The sequence below is a fragment of the Burkholderia sp. SRS-25 genome, from assembly GCF_004343765.1.
Lineage (GTDB): Bacteria > Pseudomonadota > Gammaproteobacteria > Burkholderiales > Burkholderiaceae > Burkholderia > Burkholderia contaminans.
This window is the reverse complement of record NZ_PTXM01000030.1, coordinates 41,132-61,839: the sequence shown is the minus strand read 5'-3', so window position 1 is coordinate 61,839 and position 20,708 is coordinate 41,132. Positions and strand designations below refer to the sequence as shown.

Annotated in this window: 16 protein-coding genes; 4 read left to right on the top strand and 12 right to left on the bottom strand. The window is 68.2% G+C overall.

Translation table 11 applies throughout. The annotated features are described in order from the left end of the window. Positions 1 to 24: 24 nt before the first annotated feature. The 6 genes from C5O79_RS33755 to C5O79_RS33720 form a co-directional block, all read right to left on the bottom strand. Positions 25 to 771 carry a 4Fe-4S dicluster domain-containing protein gene (locus C5O79_RS33755; protein ID WP_122475454.1) on the bottom strand — a complete coding sequence of 249 codons (747 nt, stop codon included), beginning with the start codon at positions 769 to 771 and terminating at the stop codon, positions 25 to 27. Positions 772 to 787: 16 nt separating this feature from the next. After that, on the bottom strand, positions 788 to 3,724 hold the full coding sequence (locus tag C5O79_RS33750; protein WP_122475452.1) for a molybdopterin oxidoreductase family protein: 2,937 nt from the start codon (positions 3,722 to 3,724) through the stop codon (positions 788 to 790). Between the two features lie 231 nt (positions 3,725 to 3,955). Next, positions 3,956 to 5,377: an amino acid permease gene (locus C5O79_RS33745; RefSeq protein WP_122475449.1), complete on the bottom strand. Its 1,422-nt coding sequence runs from the start codon at positions 5,375 to 5,377 to the stop codon at positions 3,956 to 3,958. A gap of 180 nt (positions 5,378 to 5,557) precedes the next feature. Then, the gene (locus C5O79_RS33735) at positions 5,558 to 6,973 is read right to left on the bottom strand and encodes an FAD-binding oxidoreductase (protein ID WP_046549805.1); all 1,416 of its coding nucleotides are present in this window, start codon (positions 6,971 to 6,973) and stop codon (positions 5,558 to 5,560) included. 453 nt (positions 6,974 to 7,426) lie between these two features. Beyond that, a complete protein-coding gene (locus C5O79_RS33725) occupies positions 7,427 to 8,731 on the bottom strand; it encodes an MFS transporter (RefSeq protein ID WP_046549806.1) in 1,305 nt (434 codons plus the stop codon). Positions 8,732 to 8,858: 127 nt separating this feature from the next. After that, positions 8,859 to 10,514, bottom strand: a complete 1,656-nt coding sequence (locus tag C5O79_RS33720; protein ID WP_047850202.1) for a choline dehydrogenase — start codon at positions 10,512 to 10,514, stop codon at positions 8,859 to 8,861. A gap of 187 nt (positions 10,515 to 10,701) precedes the next feature. Between C5O79_RS33720 and C5O79_RS33715 the strand changes: the two genes are divergently transcribed. Beyond that, positions 10,702 to 11,526, top strand: a complete 825-nt coding sequence (locus C5O79_RS33715; RefSeq protein ID WP_046549808.1) for an IclR family transcriptional regulator — start codon at positions 10,702 to 10,704, stop codon at positions 11,524 to 11,526. A gap of 30 nt (positions 11,527 to 11,556) precedes the next feature. On the opposite strand, the gene C5O79_RS33710 is transcribed toward C5O79_RS33715, so the two are convergent. The 4 genes from C5O79_RS33710 to C5O79_RS33695 all read right to left on the bottom strand — a co-directional run bounded on the left by C5O79_RS33710 (position 11,557) and on the right by C5O79_RS33695 (position 14,665). Continuing rightward, positions 11,557 to 11,880 (bottom strand): hypothetical protein, encoded by a 324-nt coding sequence (locus tag C5O79_RS33710; RefSeq protein ID WP_011355604.1) that lies wholly within the window; start codon positions 11,878 to 11,880, stop codon positions 11,557 to 11,559. Positions 11,881 to 11,995: 115 nt separating this feature from the next. Beyond that, the gene (locus C5O79_RS33705) at positions 11,996 to 13,018 is read right to left on the bottom strand and encodes a DUF2891 domain-containing protein (RefSeq protein WP_122475445.1); all 1,023 of its coding nucleotides are present in this window, start codon (positions 13,016 to 13,018) and stop codon (positions 11,996 to 11,998) included. Positions 13,019 to 13,028: 10 nt separating this feature from the next. After that, complete coding sequence (locus C5O79_RS33700) at positions 13,029 to 13,979, bottom strand: DUF979 domain-containing protein (RefSeq protein ID WP_046549810.1); 951 nt, start codon at positions 13,977 to 13,979, stop codon at positions 13,029 to 13,031. Further along, entirely contained in the window at positions 13,976 to 14,665 is a 690-nt protein-coding gene (locus C5O79_RS33695; RefSeq protein ID WP_046549811.1) for a DUF969 domain-containing protein, read from the bottom strand. The genes C5O79_RS33700 and C5O79_RS33695 overlap by 4 nt, the downstream gene beginning before the upstream one ends. A 336-nt stretch (positions 14,666 to 15,001) precedes the next feature. On the opposite strand from C5O79_RS33695, the gene C5O79_RS33690 reads away from it, so the two are divergent. After that, on the top strand, positions 15,002 to 15,226 hold the full coding sequence (locus C5O79_RS33690; protein WP_039357299.1) for a hypothetical protein: 225 nt from the start codon (positions 15,002 to 15,004) through the stop codon (positions 15,224 to 15,226). 46 nt (positions 15,227 to 15,272) lie between these two features. Here the strand turns inward: C5O79_RS33690 and C5O79_RS33685 are convergent, their stop codons facing one another. Then, positions 15,273 to 15,701 carry a hypothetical protein gene (locus C5O79_RS33685; protein WP_131932128.1) on the bottom strand — a complete coding sequence of 143 codons (429 nt, stop codon included), beginning with the start codon at positions 15,699 to 15,701 and terminating at the stop codon, positions 15,273 to 15,275. 339 nt (positions 15,702 to 16,040) lie between these two features. Between C5O79_RS33685 and C5O79_RS33680 the strand changes: the two genes are divergently transcribed. Then, complete coding sequence (locus C5O79_RS33680; protein ID WP_046549813.1) at positions 16,041 to 17,045, top strand: chemotaxis response regulator protein-glutamate methylesterase; 1,005 nt, start codon at positions 16,041 to 16,043, stop codon at positions 17,043 to 17,045. Positions 17,046 to 17,112: 67 nt separating this feature from the next. Next, positions 17,113 to 18,180, top strand: a complete 1,068-nt coding sequence (locus C5O79_RS33675; protein ID WP_046549814.1) for a PleD family two-component system response regulator — start codon at positions 17,113 to 17,115, stop codon at positions 18,178 to 18,180. 19 nt (positions 18,181 to 18,199) lie between these two features. Here the strand turns inward: C5O79_RS33675 and C5O79_RS33670 are convergent, their stop codons facing one another. Then, the gene (locus C5O79_RS33670) at positions 18,200 to 20,452 is read right to left on the bottom strand and encodes an EAL domain-containing protein (protein ID WP_046549815.1); all 2,253 of its coding nucleotides are present in this window, start codon (positions 20,450 to 20,452) and stop codon (positions 18,200 to 18,202) included. Positions 20,453 to 20,708: the final 256 nt, after the last annotated feature.

Sequence of the window (20,708 nt, the reverse complement as noted above, 5' to 3'; positions counted from 1 at the left end):
TCGTATGAGTGAAAGGCTTAGCGCTCAGCGCTGCGTCGCGAGCGACACGAGATCGATGTCGCCGCGCGTCGCGCGGGCCTCGAATGAATCGTCTTCGCCGATACCGTTCGACGCGCTGCCGCACCCGCCGCTATTCCCGCACCCGCACGATGCTTCGGTCTTCACGCGCGGCAGGTAATGGTTCGACGGCCGCGTGCCCCATTCGGGCATCAGCGCATAGCCGCCGCGTTCGCGGATCGCGCGCGACACGTCAGACTCCGGATCATGCACATCGCCGAACAGCCGCGCCGACGTCGGGCACGCGAGCACGCAGGCCGGCTTCCGGTCGCGTTCGGGCAGTGCTTCGTTGTCGATGCGGTCCGCGCACAGCGTGCACTTCGTCATCTCCTTGCGGCCTTCGTCGAGCTCGCGTGCGCCGTACGGGCACGCCCACGCGCAGTACTTGCAGCCGATGCACTTGTCGTAGTCGACCAGCACGATCCCGTCCGACTTGCGCTTGTAGCTGGCACCGGTCGGACATACCGGCACGCACGGCGGATCCTCGCAGTGCAGGCACGACTTCGGGAAGTGGATCGTGTCGGTCATCGGGAACACACCCGCTTCGTAGGTCTGCACACGGTTGAAGAACGTGCCGGACGGATCGTCGTCGTACGGGCGCAGGTCGGCAAGGCTGCCGGCTTCGCCCGACGTGTTCCATTCCTTGCAGCTCGTCACGCAGGCATGGCAGCCGACGCACACGTTCAGGTCGATGACGAGGGCCATCTGGGTCATGGTTGTGCTCCTTCGATCAGCGATCTTCAGACTTCGGGCCGGCCAACGTCGCGCGCCGCAGCCGCGCGGCGAATGCGCCGGTTCCCGCGAAATACGCCTGCACGCGCTGCAGCACGCGCGGCGTGCCCGGCAGCGCCGGCATCGGCGCGAACTGCGGCAGCGTCGTCGCCGCATCGGCTTCGGCCGGATAGATCCGCACCTGCACGTCGTACCAGCCGGCCTGCCCGGTGACCGGGTCGGAGTTCGACATCCGCGCACCGCCGCGTGCCGCATCCGGCAGTTCGTCGGTGATCACGTGGTTCAACAGGAAGCCGCGCTGCGACTCGCCCGCCTGCGGCCCGAGGTTCCATGCGCCGGCCGCCTTGCCGATCGCGTTCCAGGTCCACACGGTGCCGGGCTCGACCGCCTCGCTGTAGCGCGCGCGGCAACGCACCTTGCCCCACGGCGATTCGACGTAGATCCACGCGCCGTCTTCGATCTGCTGCGCGGCGGCCGTCAGCGGATTCACGAACAGGTGGTTCTCGCCGTGGATCTGCCGCAGCCACGCGTTCTGCGAATCCCACGAGTGGTACATCGCCATCGGCCGCTGCGTGATCGCCGCGAGCGGATAGCGGCCCGCATCGGTCAGCCCGCTTTCGAGCGAGCGATGCCAGAACGGCAGCGGATCGAAATAGCGCGCGATGCGCTCGCGCAGATGGTCGGGCGGCTGGCGGCCCGACGTGCGGCCCTGCGCCGCGAGCCGGAATTTCTGCATCACGTCCGAGTAGAGCTGGATCACGATCGGCACGCCGAACTTGCGCATCCCGTTGTCGACCGCCCATTGCATATACGGCCCGTTGCAGTTGCGCATGTACTGCAGCGGCTCCGGCAGCCGGTAGTGATACACGCAGTTGTTCTCGGCATAGCGCTTCCACTGGTCGGGGTTCGGCTCGCCGACGACGGCCTTGTCGCCGTCCTTGCCGCGCCAGCCGATCAGGAAGCCGGTGCCAGAATCAGGCGCGGTCTGGAAGTTGATGACGAAATCCGGATAGTCGCGGTACTTGCGCTGCCCGTCCGCCGTCGTGAAGGCCGGAAACTTCAGCCGGCTCGCAAGCTCGATCAGCACTTCCTGGAACGGCTTGCATTCGCCGGTCGGCGGCACCACGGGCACGCGCACCGAGTCGACCGGCCCGTCGAATTCGGAGATCGGCCGGTCGAGCACCGACATCACGTCGTGCCGTTCGAGGTAAGTCGTGTCGGGCAGGATCAGGTCGGCGAACGCCGTCATCTCCGACGCGAACGCATCGCACACGACGAGGAACGGGATCCGGTATTCGCCGTCGTCGCGCTTGTCGACCAGCATCTTGCGCACTTCCGTCGTGTTCATCGACGAATTCCACGCCATGTTGGCCATGAAGATCAGCAGCGTGTCGATCGGATAGGGATCGCCGCGCCACGCATTGGTGATCACCGAATGCATGAGCCCGTGCACCGCGAGCGGGTATTCCCACGAGAACGCCTTGTCGAGCCGCGCGGGCGTGCCGTCCGGATGGACGAACAGGTCCTCGGGGCCCGCGGGCCAGCCGAGCGGGCCGGTGGCGAGCGGCGTGTTCGGCCTGATCTGCGCCGGGTCGTTCGGCGGTTTCGCCGATGGCGGCACAGCGCGCGGATACGGCGCCTTGTGCCGGAAGCCGCCCGGCCGGTCGATCGTACCGAGCAACGACATCAGCACGGCCAGCGCGCGGATCGTCTGGAAACCGTTCGAATGCGCGGCGAGCCCGCGCATCGCATGAAACGCGATCGGCACGCCCTTCACCGATTCGTGCTCCTTGCCCCACGAATCGGTCCAGCGCACCGGCAGCGCGATCGCGTGGTCGCGCGCGACCGTCTCCATCTCGCGCGCCAGGCGGCGGATCGTGTCGGCCGCGATGCCGGTGATGCCGGCCGCCCATTCGGGCGTGCATTCGGCCACCTGTTCGCGCAGCAGCGTGAACGACGGCGCGACGGGCGTGCCGTCGTCGAGCGTGTAGCGGCCGTCGAGCGCGGGCTCCGCGCCTTCCGTGTGATGCAGCACCGCGCGGTTCGTCTTCGTGTCCCACCACATCCGGTTCTGCGGATACAGCGCGTTGACCTCCGGTGCGCCGGCGTCGCGCACGAACAGCCCGAACGTGTCGGCGCCGTCGCGCTGGTCGACCAGCTCGGCCGCATTCGTGAAGCGCGACACGAATTCGAGGTCGAACGCGTTGCGCGCGATCAGCTCGTGCATCAGCGCCATGAACAGCGCGCCGTCGGTACCGGGGCGAATCGGAATCCATTCGTCGGCAATTGCCGCGTAGCCGGTGCGCACCGGATTGATCGCGATGAAGCGGCCGCCCGCGCGCTTGAACTTGCCGAGCGCGATCTTCAGCGGATTCGAATGGTGGTCCTCCGCGGTGCCGATCATGAAGAACAGCTTCGCGTTGTCGAGATCGGGCCCGCCGAATTCCCAGAACGAGCCGCCGATCGTGTAGATCATCCCGGCCGCCATGTTCGCCGAGCAGAACCCGCCATGCGCCGCATAGTTCGGCGTACCGAACTGTTTCGCGAACAGGCCGGTGAGCGCCTGCATCTGGTCGCGGCCGGTGAATAGCGCGAAGCGCTTCGGGTCGGTAGCGCGCAGGTGCGCGAGGCGCTTTTCGAGCACGTCGAACGCGACCTCCCACGACACCGGCTCGAACTGCGCGTCGCCGCGCTCGGCGCCCGGCTTGCGCATCAGCGGCTGCGTGAGCCGCGCGGGCGAATACTGCTTCATGATGCCGGACGAGCCTTTCGCGCAGATGACGCCCTGGTTCAGCGGATGCGCGGGATTACCGTCGATATAGCGCACCTCGCCGTCGCGCAGGTGTACGCGGATGCCGCAGCGGCACGCGCACATGTAGCACGTCGTCGTCTTGATCTCGGCCTGCTCGTCCCGCTCGCGTGCCCGATGTTCCATCGTCTGTCCTCGTTCGCGGATTCGCGGATGAGGGCACGCCCGGCGGGGCGCACCCGTGAATCGGTTCATCCATGCTATGCCGGCACGCGGCCGACATAAAGTCGCATCCTCTGATCGGTGCTATCGGTCGGCCCGATAGTTGCCCCGGCGATCCATCGGATCGGGCCGGAAGCCGCATGCGCGAAGGCCCGGCTTGCGGGCCGGGCCTTCGGCGTCAAGCATGACCCGGCATTACCGCGGCGGATAGGCGAGCAGTTCGCTGTCGTCGAGATGCTCGCGGCGGCCGCGGCGCGTGAGGCCGTACGCGACGATCAGCACGGCGAGGCTGGCGACACCGAGCCACAGCGGCTTGCGCTGGTCCGGGATGAACGCCATCGCGACGAGAATGCCGACCATCCCGATGATCGCGACCCAGGTGAGGTACGGATACGCCCACATCTTGACGCGCAGCTTGCCGGCGGCCACCGGGTCGAGACGCTTGCGCAGGCGCAGCTGCGAGAACGCGATCAGCACGTACACGAACAGCGCGACGGTGCCGTACGAATTGACGAGGAACGCGAACACGGTATCGGGCGACACGTACGACATCACGACCGACACGTAGCCGAACACCGTGCCGAGCAGGATCGCGCGCACCGGCACGCCGCGCTTGTTGACCTTCGCGAGCGCGGCCGGCGCGTCGCCGTGGCGGGTCAGCGCGAACAGCATCCGCGACGCCGCATAGAGGCCCGAATTGAGCGCGGACAGCACCGCCGTCAGCACGATCGCGTTCATCACGTTGGCGGCAGCCGGCAGGCCCATCACTTCGAGCGCGCTCACGTACGGTGTGGCCATCTGATGCGAGTTCCACGGCACCAGCGCGACGACGAGCGCCACCGAGCCGACGTAGAACACCAGCACGCGCGTGATCACCGAATTGGTGGCCTTGGCGACCGCTTTCGCCGGCTCCCTGGCCTCGGCCGCCGCGATCGTGACGATTTCAGCGCCGAAGTAGAAGCCCGTCGCCGCGACCGCCCCGCTCATCACCGGCCCGATGCCGAGCGGCATGAAGCCGCCGTGGCCGAGCAGCGTCGGCAGCACCGACGTCGTGTGCATCGACGCGGGCCACAGGCCGAGCACGTAGAGGCCGCCGAGGAACAGGAACACGATGATCGCACCGACCTTGATCGACGAGAACCAGAACTCGAACTCGCCGTAGCTGCCGACCGAGATCAGGTTCGTGAGCGTCAGCACGACCAGCAGCGCCAGGCTGATGATCCACGCGGGCGTATCGGGCAGCCAGAACTGGATCAGCTTCGCGCCGGCCACCGCTTCGAGCGCAACGACGATCACCCAGAAATACCAGTACATCCAGCCGGTCAGGAAGCCCGCCATCTTGCCGGGCCCGCGCCAGTTGCCGAACGCGAGCCGCGCGTACTCGTAGAAAGAACCGACGGCAGGCATCGCACATGCCATCTCGCCGAGCATCCGCATCACGAGCACGACGAGCCCGCCCGTGATCAGGAACGACAGGATCGCGGCCGGCCCGGTCTGCTGAATCACCACGCCGCTGCCGACGAACAGCCCGGCACCGATCACGCCGCCAAGCGCGATCATCGTCATGTGGCGCTGCTTGAGCCCACACTTCAGGTCACTCTGATTCGAGGGTTGCATGTCTTCTCCATATCCAGTTGTCCGGACGCCGCCCGCACGCCACCATCGGGTGAGCGCAGGCGTCGCCGGCGACGGCGCGTGCCGGGGCGCCTGCAGCCCCGGCCGCACGGATTGCTGTTGCTTTTATTGTGTTCGACAGCCCGGCGCGCGTTGCGTCACGCCGGGCGATATGCACTACGTTCAGGGCTTTTCGTCGTTCCTGAAGTAAGACAGGTAGAGCATCCGTTGCCCGAGGCGCCGGAACGGCGCGAACGGGTGGCCGGGCAACGGCGACGTGAAGATCGGCAGCGTCTGGCGTGCGCCCTTCCCCGCGATCTGCTCGGCGAGCCGGCGGCCGGCCTGCTGCGAATACGACACGCCGTTGCCGCCGTAGCCGAGCGCGTAGTACACCGACTGCCGCGGGTCCGGCTGGCACACGCGCGGCATCATGTCGTGGCTCACGTCGACCCAGCCCCACCACGAATAGTCGATCTCCACGCCACGCAGCGCGGGAAACTTGCGCGCCATTCCTTCCTTCAGCAATTCGAAGTGACGCGGGTTCGGCGCATCGTCACCGGTGATCGCGCTGCGGCTGCCGATCTGCAGACGGCGATCGGGCAGGAAACGGTAGTAGAAGCGCAGCGTGCGCGTATCGGTCAGCACCTGCGTCGTGCGGAAATTGCACGCGTCGATCTCCGCATCGGTGAGCGGGCGCGTGACCATCGAGTTCGACAGGATCGGCATCACCTTGCTGCGCAGCGACGGATGCAGCGTCTGCGCGGTGTACGCGCCGGTCGCGATGCCGACCGCACGGGCCCGCACCACGCCGCCGGGCGTGCGCAGATGATGCACGCCGTCGATCGTCTCGAAGCCGAGCACCGGGCTGCTCGTATGCACCTTCGCGCCGGCCTCGCGCGCGAGGCGCAGGTAGCCGAATGCGAGCTTCAGTGCGTGGATGCCGATGCCTTCCGGCTCGTGCAATGCACCGGCCGCCTCGTGATCATTGATGAATTCGCGGCGGAAGGTTTCGGCGCTCAGCAGCTCGGACGGATAGCCGAACACGTCCCTCCACACCTTCGCCTCGGCCGCGAGCTTCGCCATGATGCGCGGGCGATGCGCGATCAGGAAATGGCCGCCCGGCTGCGGGTCGCAGTCGATTTCCGACACGAGCGATTTGAAGTTGTCGAAGCCTTCGAGGATCTCGTCGTGCATCTTCAGCGCGACGTCCTTGCCCCAGCGCTCGATCCACTGCGAGCGCGACAGCCGGCCCGATGCGTTCTGCCCCTGCCCGCCGTTGCGGCTGCTGCAGCCCCAGCTCGTGCGATTGGCTTCCAGCACGACGGCCTTGATGCCGTGATCCCGCGCGAGGCACAGCGCGGTGGCGAGGCCCGTGTAGCCGGCGCCGATGATCGCGACGTCGACGTCGAGATCGCGCGTCACGGGGCCGTCGTCGGGCGGCGGGGTGCCGGCCGTCGCGACCCAGTAGGTCGGCGCGTACTGCCTGCCGCACCCGGGCCCCGGCGACACGAGCGGATCGTAGGTCGGGTCGTAACGCGTATCGTTCGGCCGGCCGCCGGCGAAGCCGCTCGCGGACCGTTCGATGGAAGGGGTCGACATGCTCAGACCTCCGATGCGGGCTGGCCTGCCGCGCCGCAACGGGCGCTCGAGGCGATTCGACTGACTGATGCGGGGCGCGCGCTCGCCGCACGGGCGAATGCTGCCGACTGCCTGTTGGTCATGCCTGTCTCCTGATCGTTCTCTTCGGGTCGATCGTGTGCAGATGCTTCAATGCGGCGATCTGTCGAGGAAAGTGTAGGCAGGCCGATTTTTCGCAGGTAGGGCCAGTGGACCGGATTCGCTTGGACCAGCGTGTGGGCGGCCGAATGGCGGGCGGCCGGTGGCAGGTGGCAGGTGGCACGGTGCGTGCCCGACACCACCGGGATATCGAACAGCCGGCAGCATCGGACGACCGGCAGACGGCAACGGTTAGCGGCACGAGGCTCGGGCACGGCCGCGCGCTGACCGACAACCGCCCCGCCGATACGACCCCGCGCCCCACCCCACCCGCCGTCACATCGCGCGCACCGCGACACCGTCAATGCCGCCCCGCTTCTCGATCGCCCGCGCGGACACGATCGACAGGAGTGCAGACAACATCACGTAAACCCCGACGAGCCATGGCGCCCCGCCGTTCACGCGCAGCAACGCGGTCGCGACGATCGGCGTCAGGCCGCTCGCGAAGATGCCCGACACCTGGTAGACGAACGAGATGCCCGTGTAACGCACGTTCGCGTCGAACAGCTCAGCGAACAGCGCGGCCTCCGGCCCGTACGCCATCGCATAGAAGATCCCGAACGGGATCACCAGCGCGAGCCACACGGCGAGCAGGTGGGTCGACTGCGTCTGCAGCAGCCAGAACGCGGGCAGCACCGACAGCCCGCACAGCGTCGCGCCCCACCGGTACACACGTGCGCGGCCGAGCCGGTCCGACAGGCCGCCGAACACCGGAATGAACACGCACATCACGACCGCCGCGCTCATCACGCCGAGCAGCGCGTCGCCGCGCGAGATCGACAGGTTGCGCGTCATGTAGCCGATCGAGAACACCGCGAACACGTTGAAGAACACGCCGTCGATATAGCGCGCGCCCATCCCGAGCAGGATCGCCTGACGATAGTTGGCGAGCAGCTCGACGACCGGCAGCTTCGTATCACGCCGCCGCCGCTTGAGCGCGACGAACTCGGGCGTATCGGCCACCCGCGTGCGGATGTAGAAGCCGACCGCGACCAGCAGCAGCGACGCCGCGAACGCGACGCGCCAGCCCCACGCGAGGAACGCGGCGTCCGGCAGCGCACGCGACAGCGCCGCGACCACGCCGGCCGCGAGGCACAGCCCGATCGCGAGCCCGATCTGCGGCAGGCTCGCATACAGCCCGCGCCGGTGCGGCGGCGCGTATTCGTACGCCATCAGCACCGCGCCGCCCCACTCGCCGCCGAGGCCGATGCCCTGCAGCACGCGCAGCGTCAGCAGCAGCACCGGCGCCCACATGCCGATCTGCGCGTAGGTCGGCAGGAATGCGACGCCGGCCGTCGACACGCCCATGATCAGCATCGTCAGGATCAGCGCGGACTTGCGCCCGACGCGGTCGCCGAGATGGCCGAACAGCAAGCCGCCGAGCGGCCGCGTGACGAAGCCGACCGCGAACGTCGCATACGCGAGCATCGTCGACACGAACGCGTCGCCGGCCGGAAAGTACTGCTTGTCGAACACGATGCCGGCGACCACGCCGTACAGGAAAAAGTCGTACCACTCGACGGTCGCGCCGATCACGCTGGCCGCGGCCACGCGTCGGACGACCCGGGAATCGATTGCCATGCGAGCTTCTCCAGGTAAGGATGCGCCGCAACCTGCCCCGGCGCCTTGCCGGCGGGGGCATCGATGAACGCGCGGCGGCCGTCCGGGCGCAGGCGCACGGGCCACGCGGGTGATGCGTGGCGACGCGCTACGCGAGAGCCTCGGCGGCCGGCGCGACGCTGCGGCCGCGATCGGCCGCGCGCGCGTCCTCGAGGATCATGTCGGACGCCTTCTCGGCGACCATCACGATCGGCACGTTGGTATTGCCCGATACGAGGGTCGGCATGATCGAGCAGTCGACCACGCGCAACCCGCGCGTGCCGTACACGCGCAGCCGCTCGTCGACCACCGCGAGCGAATCGCTCGCGACGCCCATTTTCGCGGTGCCGGACGGATGGAAGATAGTCTGTCCGTATTCCCGGCAGAACTCGAGCAGCTCGTCGTCGGTCTGCGCGTCCGCGCCCGGCCGCACCTCGCGCTTCATCAGCGGCGCCATCGGCTCGGTCGCCGCGACGCGTCGCGCGAAGCGCACGCCGGCCACCGTCGTGCGGCGGTCGCGCTCGGTGTCGAGATAGTTCGGCTGGATCGACGGCGCGTCGCGCGCATCGTCGGTGCGGATGCGCACGGTGCCGCGCGACTCGGGCCGCAGCTGGCAGATCGAATACGTGCAGCCCGGAAACGGATGCACGCTGCCGCCCGCCGAATCGGCCGACAGCGTCGAGAAATGGAACTGGATGTCCGGCGTCGCCGATTCGTCCGGCAGCGCACGGCAGAACATCCCGCCCTGGTTGATGCCGATCGCGAGCGGGCCGCCGCGGAACAACGCCCACTGCAGCCCCATCTTCGCGCGGCCGGCCCACGACTGCAGTTCGTCGTTGGTGGTGATCGGCTTCGTCACTTCGTAGATCAGACGAATCTGCAGGTGATCCTGCAGGTTCTCGCCAACGCCCGCACGATCGGCGACAACCGGAATCCCGTGCCGGTTCAGCAGCGCGGCCGGCCCGACGCCCGACACCTGCAGCAGTTGCGGCGACTGCAGCGCGCCGGCCGCGAGAATCACCTCGCGCAACGCGCGCACCTCATGCACCTTGCCGTGCTGGACGTAACGCACGCCGGACGCCTGCGCGCCGTCGAACAGCACCTTCAGCGCCTGCGCATCGGTTTCGACATGCAGGTTCGGCCGCCCGCGCGCGGGCTTCAGGTAGGCCACCGCCGTCGAGCAACGCAGCCCGTTGCGCGTGGTGAGCTGGTAGTAGCCCACGCCCTCCTGGTCGCCCGTGTTGAAATCGTCGACCGTGCGCACGCCGAGCCGGTTCGACGCGGCCACGAACGCATCGACGAGTTCGTGCCGCTGCCGGATCGCGGACGCCCACAGCGGGCCGCCGGTGCCGCGCGTGGGCCCTTCTCCGAGCGTGTTGTGTTCGAGCTTGCGGAAATACGGCAGGCACTCGCGCCAGCTCCAGCCGCGATTGCCGAGCGCGGCCCAGTGGTCGTAGTCCTGCTGCTGCCCGCGCACGTAGATCAGCCCGTTGATCGAACTGCAGCCGCCGAGCGTGCGGCCGCGCGGCCAGTACAGGCGGCGGTTGTGCATGTTCGGATCGGGATCGGTGTGGAAGCCCCAGTTGTACACGGGATGGAACATCGTCTTGCCGTACCCGATCGGCACGTGGATCCACATGTATTTGTCGGCGGGGCCGGCTTCCAGCAGGCACACCGTATGGCGGCCGCCGTCGGACAGCCGGTTGGCGAGGACGCAACCGGCCGATCCCGCGCCGACCACGACATAGTCGAAGCTGCGTGTCATTCCGTGTCTCCGTTCCGGGGTATTTGAAGAATCCGGTATGTTTCGTCCAAATTTATTGAGCACACGGAGCGCATACAAGCCGATTTATTGTCCACGCCGCGAATGTGGTACAAAAACCGTTCAATTCGTTTCATTTCCATCGCACACACCATCCCGGGACGCACGCCGATCCCGACGGAGGAGACACATGCGCGACACCGCCCCCGCGCCGCCCGAGGGCGCGCCCGCCGACGACGCGCGCGTCCTGCGCGCCCTCGCGGTGCTCGAAGCGCTCGCGTCGGCCGGCCAGCCGTACACGCTGTCGCAGCTCGCCGCACGGCTGCACATTCCGAAGGCGACGCTGCTGCGCCTGATCGAATCGCTCGAAACGCGCGGCTACGTGATCCACATGCCCGACTCGCGCGGCCACGACCGCGGCATCGCGCTTGGCCCGCGCGCCGCGCAGTTCGCGCTCGCGGCACTGTCGAACAACACCTTCACGCGCGGCTGCCGCTCGGTGCTGCGTGCGCTCGTCGACGTGCTCGGCGAAACCTGCAACCTCACCGCGCTCGACGGCGACACGGTGCTGTACGTCGAACGCGTCGAGACGACCGAGCCGTTGCGGCTCGAGATGCGGCCCGGCATGCGCGTGCCGCTGCATTGCACGGCGAGCGGCAAGCTGTTCCTGTCGCAGCTGAATGCGCTGGAGCGCAACGCGATGCTCGCGCGGCTCACGCTGAAGAAGATGACCTACCGGACGCTGACCGATGCGCAGTTGCTCGCGGCCGAGCTCGACCGGCTCGCCGCGCGCGGCGTCGGGATCGACAACGAGGAGTTCGTGCGCGGGATGGTGGCGGTTGCGGTGCCGGTGAAGGAGGCAGCAAGCGGCCGCGTGCTCGCGGCGCTCGCCGTGCATGCGCCGACCGCGCGCGCGACGCTCAACGATCTGCTGGAGAACGTGCCGAAGATGCGGGAAGCGGCTACGCGGCTCGCGCCGCTGCTGCATGCGGCCGAAGGTGCGCCGCCGGGTTGATTGCCGTTACGCGCTAACGCGTCGAAACGTTCAAGCCAGGTGATAACGCAACCAGAAAGTCTCGCGGCAGGCGTTGTCGAACGTGATCCGCGTCGGGCCGATCGGCTGTGCATCGGGATGGCGGAGCACGTCGTAGTCGATCCAGCATTCCGCGCACAGCAGGTCGGACGGCGCGCGGTCCTGCTCGACCGAGCGGCGCACGATCGCGCCGTTGTCGAAGCGGTATTCGGTTTCGTCGCGGGTGACCTCGACATCGTCGTCGGTCCAGCGATCGTGCGACGTCGTGTGCGACACGATCGACACCGGCCCCGAGAGTCCGTGGATCGCGGCAACGTAGGAAATGAGCTTGTCCATGTCGAGGCGGCAAGGAGACAGATGGCCGCATCGCGCAACGCATGCGGCGCGATGCAACCCGAGCGGCGAGTATAGCCGCGTGCCGAAGACCTTGCCGCCGGCGGGGTTTCGCGCGCTACGCCTCCAGCGCGAGCAACGCGAACGTCGCGAGCCAGTGCTCGCCCATGTAGTCGCCGGCCACGTGAGCGAGCGCGCTCGCAAGATGCCGGTCGGCCGCCTCGAGCAGCTTCGCGCGTCGCGCATCGCCTTCCGGCAGCGCACCGGCGAGCGCGCGCTGGCACCATGCGCGGCTCAGGTTCAGCCCGTCGAGGTGCGCGATCTTTCCGTCGCTGCGATCGCTGACCGTCGCCGGCTCGAACAGCGTCGCCGGCTCGCCGCGCGCGAGATCGGGCAGGAAGCGCGCGAACCAGCCGTCGAATTCGGCAGCGGACAGCACGCGCCGCATCAGCTCCGCCTCCATCAGCGCGGGCGACAGGAATTCGTCGCCCGACGGCTCCCACGCCTGGCACGCGACATCGTTCAGGTGCCAGCGCTTCGCGGTATCGACGATCAGCGCCGCGAGCCCGTCCCGCTGCGTGTCGCGCGCGAAATCGAGCGTGAGCGCCAGCGCGAACGCGGTGTTGAAGTGCGTGCCGACCCGCAGCGGATAGGTCGCTTTCGGCAGGAAGGTCTCGAAGCGCGACACGAACAGGTCGGTCAGCGGCGCCATCGTCTTCGCCCAGCGCGCGGCCTGCGGCATCGCCCCCTTCAGCGCGAGCCGCTCCAGCTGCGCCGACAGCGCAAGCAGCCACGCCCAGCCGTACGGCCGCTCGAAGCCGCTGTTGTGCGGCAGCGCGAGATATGCGCGCTCGCCGGCGACGTTCGCATCGGTGAAGTGCGCATCGACGATCGCGACGATGCGCTCGGCCTCCGGCAATGCCGGGTAGCGTTCGAGCACGCGCAACACGAGCCAGTAGCCGTGCACGCACGAGTGCCAGTCGTAGCTGCCGTAGAAGATCGGGTGCAGCGCGCGCGGCCCCTGCACGTCGTGCGAACCTTCGAGCGAATGCGTGAGCTTGTTCGGATATTCGCGGGTCAGGTGCGCGAGCGCGAGCGACGCGAATTTCGAGGCGAGTTCGGGGGTCAGTCGGTCGGTCATGGGGATCTCGTCAGAAGCGGAATGCGAACGCATACATCAGCAGCGTGTTCACGGCGAGCAGCAGCAAGGCCGTCGGCCACTGCACCTTGATCACGCCATTCTTGTCCTTCAGTTCGAGCAGCGCCGCCGGCACGATGTTGAAGTTCGCGGCCATCGGCGTCATCAGCGTACCGCAGAAGCCGCTCAGCATCCCGATCGCGCCGACGATCGCCGGGTTGCCGTGGAACTGGTGGACGATCAGCGGCAGGCCGATGCCGGCCGTCATCACGGGGAACGCGGCGAAGCCGTTGCCCATGATCATCGTGAACAGCGCCATGCCGACCGTGTAGGCCGCGACCACCGCGAACGGCGAATCGATCGGCACCCACTCCCTCACGAGCCCCGACACCACGCCGCCGACACCCGCGACCGCGAACAGCGCGCCGAGCGCCGCGAGCATCTGCGGCAGGATCGCGGCCCAGCCGACCGCGTCCATCGTGTGACGTGCCTCCCTCACCGCATGCACGGGCGAATCGCGCAGCATCGCGAGCGCGACGACGAACGCGACGATCGTGCCGAGCACGAGCGAGATCAGCGTCACGCTCTTCTGGTCGACGAACGGCACGAGCTTCAACGCGAACGTGCCGATCAGCGTGACGACCGGAATCAGCAGCGCGGGCAGGAACAGCCTGTTGCCGAAACGCTGCGCGAGCGTCTCGCGCCTCGTGGCCGCCGCTTCCCCGGCTTCGTCGGACTTGCCGCGCCCGAGCTTGCCCGAGCCGGCGATCACCGCGAGCGCGATCGCGAGGCAGCCCGTCACGAAATGCGGCAGCAACGCGCCGAGCAGGAACGTGACCGCGTAGATCGCCCAGAACGCGAAATTGACGACGCGGCGCGGGTTCGTGCGATCGGTCAGGTTGAAGAATGCGAACGCGGCGAACATCAGCCCCGCGAGCGTGTACAGCGATTCGAGCCCGATCATCGCGCGCCCCCCTGGCCCACCAGGCCGAAGCCGCGCGTGAGCCGGCGGTCGAGCAGCGCGAGGCGCGTGCAGTGGATCAGGAGCGCGGCGATCGCGGTCGGGATCGCCCACACCGACAGGTGCAGCGGCTCGATGGAGATGCCGTTCTGTTCGAGAAAGCCCTTGATCAGCAGGATCGACTGGATCGCGATGAAGATGTCCTCGCCGAAGAACACGGCGACGTTGTCGGCGCCCGATGCATGCGCGCGGATCTGCTGGCGCACCGAATCGGGCAGTTCGCCATGCCGGTTGACCGCGGCGGCCTCGGCCATCGGCGCGATCAGCGGCCGCACCATCTGCGCATGGCCGCCGAGCGACGTGAGACCGAGCGCGGCCGTCGCCTGGCGCAGCACGAAGTACAGCATCAGCACGCGGCCCGTGGTGGCCGCCTGCACGCGCGAGATCATCCGCTTCGCCTGCTCCTTGAGCCCGTTGCGCTCGAGCAGCGCGATTACCGGCAGCGTCAGCCAGATGAGCCCCATGTAGCGGTTTTCGGTGAACGCCTTGCCGAACGCGCTGACGATGTCGACGAGATTCAGCCCGCCCGCCAGCCCCGTCGCAAGCCCCGCGATCGTGACCACCAGCAGCGCATTGAAGCGCAGCGCAAAGCCGATCACGACGATCGGCACCCCAATCAGCACCAGCATTGCTCCTCCTTGGATCGGACGCGCGGCGCCTTGGCCTGCGCCGCCTGCCCGGTTTGGACCGGGCTCTGACGGCGCAATCTAACACGAGACTTTATCGACAAAAAGTCGACAATTTACCGCTTCGGGTAAACGTTGAAGCGTGCGAACACCGTGCCCGGGCCATGTGTCGGTGGTGTTTCGTCGGAGGAATCGGAGGACGGCCGGACGGCGCGAACGCGCCGGTCGCGGCACGCGTGTTACCGCCCCGCAGGCGGCGTGCAGCGGGCCGCCGCGCATGGCGGAGCCCCGGTGCGCCGACTACACTGGAAAGCATCGGCAACGGACGGGAGAGCCGCCATGATTGACGTATTCCAGACCATCGGCAGCCGCGCGTTCTCCGCTCATCTGGCGAAGGACGGGATGGTGACGCTGATGGAGCAACGCCATGAGGTCGATCGCGTGACGCTCGCGACCGCGTATGCCGCGCTCGTCGAGGAGTCCGAGCAGGAAGCCGACCTGCTCGACGCGACGGTCGAAGGCATGATGCGCGCGCTGATCCAGGGGTACGCGCGCAGCCATTGACGGCGCGGCTGCGCCCGTCGAAGCGGATGACGGGCGGGCGTGGGCGCTACGCGGCCGGCGTGCCGGCGCCCGTGTCGAACCATCGGCCCGCGCGCAGGTGCCGGTAGTCGGCCTGCGTGAAGATCCTCAGCAGGTTCGCGACCGCGCCGTTGCTGGCGCGGTCGAGTTCCGTCATGAACGCTTCGACTTCGTCGCGGCCGGCAAACAGGATCGTGCGAAAGTAGCGTTCGCGCTGCGCGTCGGACAGGTTCGTTGCGCTCAGTTGATACGGATGGTGAAGCGCCGCGAACAGGAAGTAGAAGCGCTCGGCGTCGTCGCGCAGCACGCGCACCGCGTCCGGATCGACCGGAAAATCGCGGTGGAACGACGCGTGCCCGCTCTCGATATGGATCCTGTACAGCAACCGGCCGTCGTGCTCGGTCACGATCGGCGCGTACGGATCGCGGCTGACCAGTACGATGTCGGGCGCGCTCATCCGGCATGCTCCCCGTCTTTTTTATCGAAGCCGCCACGGTAACATGCCTGCTTCCGCTGCCGGTCGCGCGGAAACCGCCGGACACGCACGCGCGGGCCGCCCCCGCTCCACGGCGCTCGGCAAACACTCCACGGTCATAGAGGAAACGCACTGAAACGGCACAATGCGCGAATTTTTCGATTGCCGCCGCCCGCGCCGCATGACAGCATTCGGGCGTCGCCAACCAAAAGAATGCCGTGCCGTCCGGCCGCCGATGCCGCCCGGCGGCGCCGAACAGGCAGCCCCTTCCATGAACCCGGCCCACCTCCAACATTACGAACCGACCGGAGAATTCCGCTTGTGAACATCGGCATCGTCAACGACCTCCCGCTTGCCGTCGAGGCGATGCGCCGCGCGATCGCGCGCCGGCCCGAGCACCGCGTGCTGTGGGTCGCGACCGACGGCGCGCAAGCCGTCGAGCTGTGCGCCGCGCAGCCGCCCGATGTCGTGCTGATGGACCTGATCATGCCGAAATTCGACGGGATCGAAGCAACGCGGCGGATCATGCGATCCGAACGACCGTGCGCGATCCTGATCGTGACGAGCTGCATCGGCGCGAATGCATGGCGCGTGTTCGAGGCGATGGGCGCCGGCGCGCTCGACGCGGTCGATACGCCGCGGCTCGGCGACGGCGCGGCCGGCGACACGACCCGCCTGCTGCTCGCGAAGATCGACCAGATCGGCCGCCTGCTCGACGCGCCCGGCGGCACGCGCCTCGCCGGCACGGCCTCCCGCGCCGGCGGCGGCCCGCTGGTCGCGATCGGCGCATCGGCCGGCGGCCCCGGTGCGCTCGCGTCGATTCTCGGCGGCCTGCCGGCCGATTTCGGTGCACCGATCGTGATCGTCCAGCACGTCGACCGCGCGTTCGCCGAGGGCATGGCGCAATGGCTCGACGGCCAGACCCCGCTCGCCGTGCGCGTCGCGCACGAAGGCGACCGCCCGCAGCCGGGCGTCGCGCTGCTCGCCGCGACCGACGACCACCTGCGCATCACACGTGCCGGCACGCTCGAATACACGCGCGAGCCGGCCGCCACGCCGTATCGCCCGTCGGTCGACGTGTTCTTCAACAGCCTGACCGAGCACTGGCCCGGCCGCGTGATCGGCGTGCTGCTCACCGGGATGGGCCGCGACGGCGCGATCGGCCTGAAGGCGCTGCGGATGAAGGGCTACCATACGATTGCGCAGGACGAGGCGACGAGCGCCGTGTACGGCATGCCGAAAGCGGCCGCGACACTCGGCGCGGCGCGCGCGATCCTGCCGCTCGGACGCATCGCGGGCGAGCTGGCGGCGCTCGCGAGAATCTGAGCCCGACGATGAACACGCGCAACACCCATGCTTGCCCCTGCAACAACCGCAACAACCCGCATCGACCATGACCATTGACCCGACTCGCCCGCCAGGCGGCCCCTACACGCCGCCCGTCGACGTGCCGGCGATGGTGCTGCTGGTCGATGACCAGACGATCGTCGCGGAAGCCGTGCGACGCGCGCTCGTCGACGAGGAAGGCATCGATTTCCACTACTGCCCGCGTTCGGACGACGCGATGGCCACCGCGATCGAGACGCGGCCGACCGTGATCCTGCAGGACCTCGTGATGCCCGGCACCGACGGGCTGAGCCTCGTGAAGGCGTACCGCACGAATCCGGCGACGCGTGACGTGCCGATCATCGTGCTGTCGACGCAGGAAGAGCCCGTGATCAAGAGCGCCGCGTTCGCGGCCGGCGCGAACGACTACCTCGTGAAGCTGCCCGACCGCATCGAACTCGTCGCGCGGGTGCGCTACCACTCGCGCTCGTACATGAACCTGCTGCAGCGCGACGAGGCCTATCGCGCGCTGCGGCAATCGCAGCAGCAGTTGCTCGAAGCCAATCTCGAGCTGCGGCGCCTCACGCATTCCGATGGCCTGACCGGGCTGTCGAACCGGCGCTATCTCGACGAATACCTCGCCGCCGAATGGCGGCGCGGCACGCGCGAGCGCAGCGAGCTGTCGCTGCTGATGATCGACGTCGACAACTTCAAGCTGTACAACGACACGTACGGCCACGTGTCGGGCGACAGCGTGCTCAAGCAGATCGCGTCGACCATCGAGCGCTGCCTCGGCCAGTCGGGCGATCTCGCCGCGCGTTTCGGCGGCGAGGAATTCGCGGTCGTGATGCCGGCCACGTCACCCGGTGCCGCGCGGCTGCTCGGCGAGAAGATCCGCCTCGCGGTCGAGGCGCTGCGACTGCGGCACGCGCATTCGTCGACCGGCAACACCGTGACGATCAGCATCGGCGGCGCGAGCATCGTGCCGATGCCGGGCCTGCCGACGACCGTGCTGATCGAAGCCGCCGACCGCGCGCTCTATCGCGCGAAGCACGAAGGCAAGAACCGCGTCGAGATCGATGCGACGCCGACGACGCCGGTCCCCGGCGGTTTCGGCGGGCCACGCGTCGACTGAACGCCGAACGCGTACCCGCTCACACGGCGCCGAGCCGGCGCGCGTAGTCGCTCGGGTCCAGCGGGCGGCTGAACAGATAGCCCTGCTGCATGTCGCAGCCGATCTGCTGCAGGTACCACGATTGCGCCTGCGTCTCGACGCCTTCGGCCGTGACCTTCATCCCGAGCGAATGCGCCATCGCGACCACGGCCTGCGTGATCGCCACCGAGTCATGATGATCGGGCACGCCTGACACGAACGAGCGGTCGACCTTCAGGTTGTGCAGCGGAAAGCGCTTCAGGTACGCGAGCGATGAATAGCCGGTGCCGAAATCGTCGACCGAGATCCGCACGTTCATGTCCGTGAGCGCCTCGAGCATCGGCAGCACGGTGTCCGTGTCGTTCATCAGCAGTCCTTCGGTAATCTCGAGTTCGAGCGCGGACGGATCGAGCCGAGTCTGCGCGAGGCAGCGATCGACCGATTCGACGAGCCCTTCGTGGAACTGCCGCGGCGACAGGTTGACGGCCAGCATCATGTCGGGCGCGATCGTGCGGCGCCATTCGGCCGCCTGCCGGCACGCGGTTTCGAGCACCCACTGGCCGATCGCGACGATCAGCCCCGTATCTTCCGCGACCGGAATGAACTCCGCCGGCGATATCGGCCCGAGCTCGGGGCTCGTCCAGCGCAAAAGCGCCTCGGCGCCGACCGTGCGGCCGCTGCGCGCATCGACGACGGGCTGGTATGCGAGCCGCAGCATGTCCGACGAAAGCGCGCGCCGCAGCGATTGCTCGATCGCGAAGCGGCGCTGCAGCCGCAGGTTGAGTTGCGCGGTGAAGAACGTGAAGTGGTTGCGGCCGCGCTGCTTCGCATCGTACATCGCCGAATCGGCATTGCGCATCAGCGTGACGGCATCGTCGCCGTCGCGCGGCGCAACGCTGATCCCGATCGACACGCCGAGCCAGTATTCGTTGTCCGCGATGGCAAACGGCTTGGCGATCGCGTCGATCACCTCGCGCGCGAGCACCGCGAGCCGGTCGGGATCGTCGCAATCGTCGACGAGGATCACGAACTCGTCACCGCCGACCCGCGTCAGCGCGTACTGGCCGCCGCCGCACGCCGCGAGCCGCGCCGCCACGCTGCGCAGCAGCGCGTCGCCCACGTCGTGACCGGCCGTGTCGTTGACCTTCTTGAAACCGACGAGATCGATGAACAGGATCGCGACGCGCGCGGGCCCGCCGGCCGCCGCATCGTGTCCGCCGAACAGCTCGCGCATGCGGTCGCCGAGCCAGCGGCGGTTGTAGAGGCCCGTCAGCGCATCGCGCGTCGCCAGGTAGCGCAACTGCTGCTGCGCTTCGCGCACGGGGCCGATGTCGTTGAACGACACGAGCACCGAGTCGGCCTGCTTCTCGCCGGGCCTCACGATCGGCACCGCGTTGCCGCGCACCCAGATGATGTCGCCGTCCGCGAGGCCGAAGCCGACCGTGTAGTCGAGCTGCGGCGTGGCCGTCTCGAGCGCGCGCCGGCTCGGCCAGTCGTCGGGTGCGATCGGCGTGCCGTCCTCGTGCAGCTTGCGCAGGATCACCGTCGACAGCCGGCGGCCGACGAGGTCGCCCTTCACGCGCATCATCCGGTTCGCACTCGGGTTGCTCGCGACCACGACGCCGTCGCGCGACACCACGAGGATCCCTTCGTTCAGGCTGTTGACCACGAGCCGGTGATGTTCCTCGCTGCGCGCGAGCTGTCGCGCGATCCGGTCCTGGTGCACCGCGAGGCCGACGCTGTTGCCGATATCGCGCAGCAGTGCGGTTTCCTCGTCGCCCGGCCGGCGTGGCGCGCGGTGATAGACGGCGAACGCGCCGAGCACGACGCCCGCCTCGTCGAGGAACGGCACCGACCAGCACGCGCGCAAGCCCAGCGGCAGTGCGACCGCACGGTAGTCGGCCCACAGGGGATCGGTTTCGATGTCTTCGACGACGACCATCCGGCGCAGGTACATCGCCGTGCCGCACGAGCCGGCCGCAGGCCCGATCGACGCGCCTTCGATCGCCGTGCTGTACTGCACGGGCAGCGATGGCGCTGCGCCGACGTGCACATGCGTGCCGTCGCTATCGAGCAGCAGGATCGTGCACGATGCACCTTCGCCGAGCAAAGCTTCAGCGCGCCGGCAGACCTCGACGAGCAGCTCCGGCAGCGGTGTGTTGCGCGTGATCAGCCTCAGCACGCTTTGCTCGGACGCGAGCACTTCCGCCGCGAGCCCGAGACTGTAACGAGAACTTTGCGGTTCGGTATTCAAGATGAATCCTGCCGTCTGTCCGATCGGGTCTGATGCGCCCGATTCGTTTTCGATCCTTCGTGCCGAATTTCGCTCCGGGTTTACGCCGATGCCCGGTGCGCCCCGTATTGCGCGCGGTGCCAACGCGCGCCGAAATACATTTAACACCAATCCGTGCCAATCGGCGCATCCACTTGCATCAGGGGTTACGCGTGGTCCGCACGGCGGTTGCAGCAGGCAGTCAGCCCGCCGAAAGACTTGCGCGCGGCGCGACGGC

Coding starts and splice junctions, on each gene's coding strand:
- C5O79_RS33755 (WP_122475454.1), bottom strand. CDS start 771: ATGACCCAGATGGCCCTCGTCATCGACCTGAACGTGTGCGTCGGCTGC.
- C5O79_RS33750 (WP_122475452.1), bottom strand. CDS start 3,724: ATGGAACATCGGGCACGCGAGCGGGACGAGCAGGCCGAGATCAAGACG.
- C5O79_RS33745 (WP_122475449.1), bottom strand. CDS start 5,377: ATGCAACCCTCGAATCAGAGTGACCTGAAGTGTGGGCTCAAGCAGCGC.
- C5O79_RS33735 (WP_046549805.1), bottom strand. CDS start 6,973: ATGTCGACCCCTTCCATCGAACGGTCCGCGAGCGGCTTCGCCGGCGGC.
- C5O79_RS33725 (WP_046549806.1), bottom strand. CDS start 8,731: ATGGCAATCGATTCCCGGGTCGTCCGACGCGTGGCCGCGGCCAGCGTG.
- C5O79_RS33720 (WP_047850202.1), bottom strand. CDS start 10,514: ATGACACGCAGCTTCGACTATGTCGTGGTCGGCGCGGGATCGGCCGGT.
- C5O79_RS33715 (WP_046549808.1), top strand. CDS start 10,702: ATGCGCGACACCGCCCCCGCGCCGCCCGAGGGCGCGCCCGCCGACGAC.
- C5O79_RS33710 (WP_011355604.1), bottom strand. CDS start 11,880: ATGGACAAGCTCATTTCCTACGTTGCCGCGATCCACGGACTCTCGGGG.
- C5O79_RS33705 (WP_122475445.1), bottom strand. CDS start 13,018: ATGACCGACCGACTGACCCCCGAACTCGCCTCGAAATTCGCGTCGCTC.
- C5O79_RS33700 (WP_046549810.1), bottom strand. CDS start 13,979: ATGATCGGGCTCGAATCGCTGTACACGCTCGCGGGGCTGATGTTCGCC.
- C5O79_RS33695 (WP_046549811.1), bottom strand. CDS start 14,665: ATGCTGGTGCTGATTGGGGTGCCGATCGTCGTGATCGGCTTTGCGCTG.
- C5O79_RS33690 (WP_039357299.1), top strand. CDS start 15,002: ATGATTGACGTATTCCAGACCATCGGCAGCCGCGCGTTCTCCGCTCAT.
- C5O79_RS33685 (WP_131932128.1), bottom strand. CDS start 15,701: ATGAGCGCGCCCGACATCGTACTGGTCAGCCGCGATCCGTACGCGCCG.
- C5O79_RS33675 (WP_046549814.1), top strand. CDS start 17,113: ATGACCATTGACCCGACTCGCCCGCCAGGCGGCCCCTACACGCCGCCC.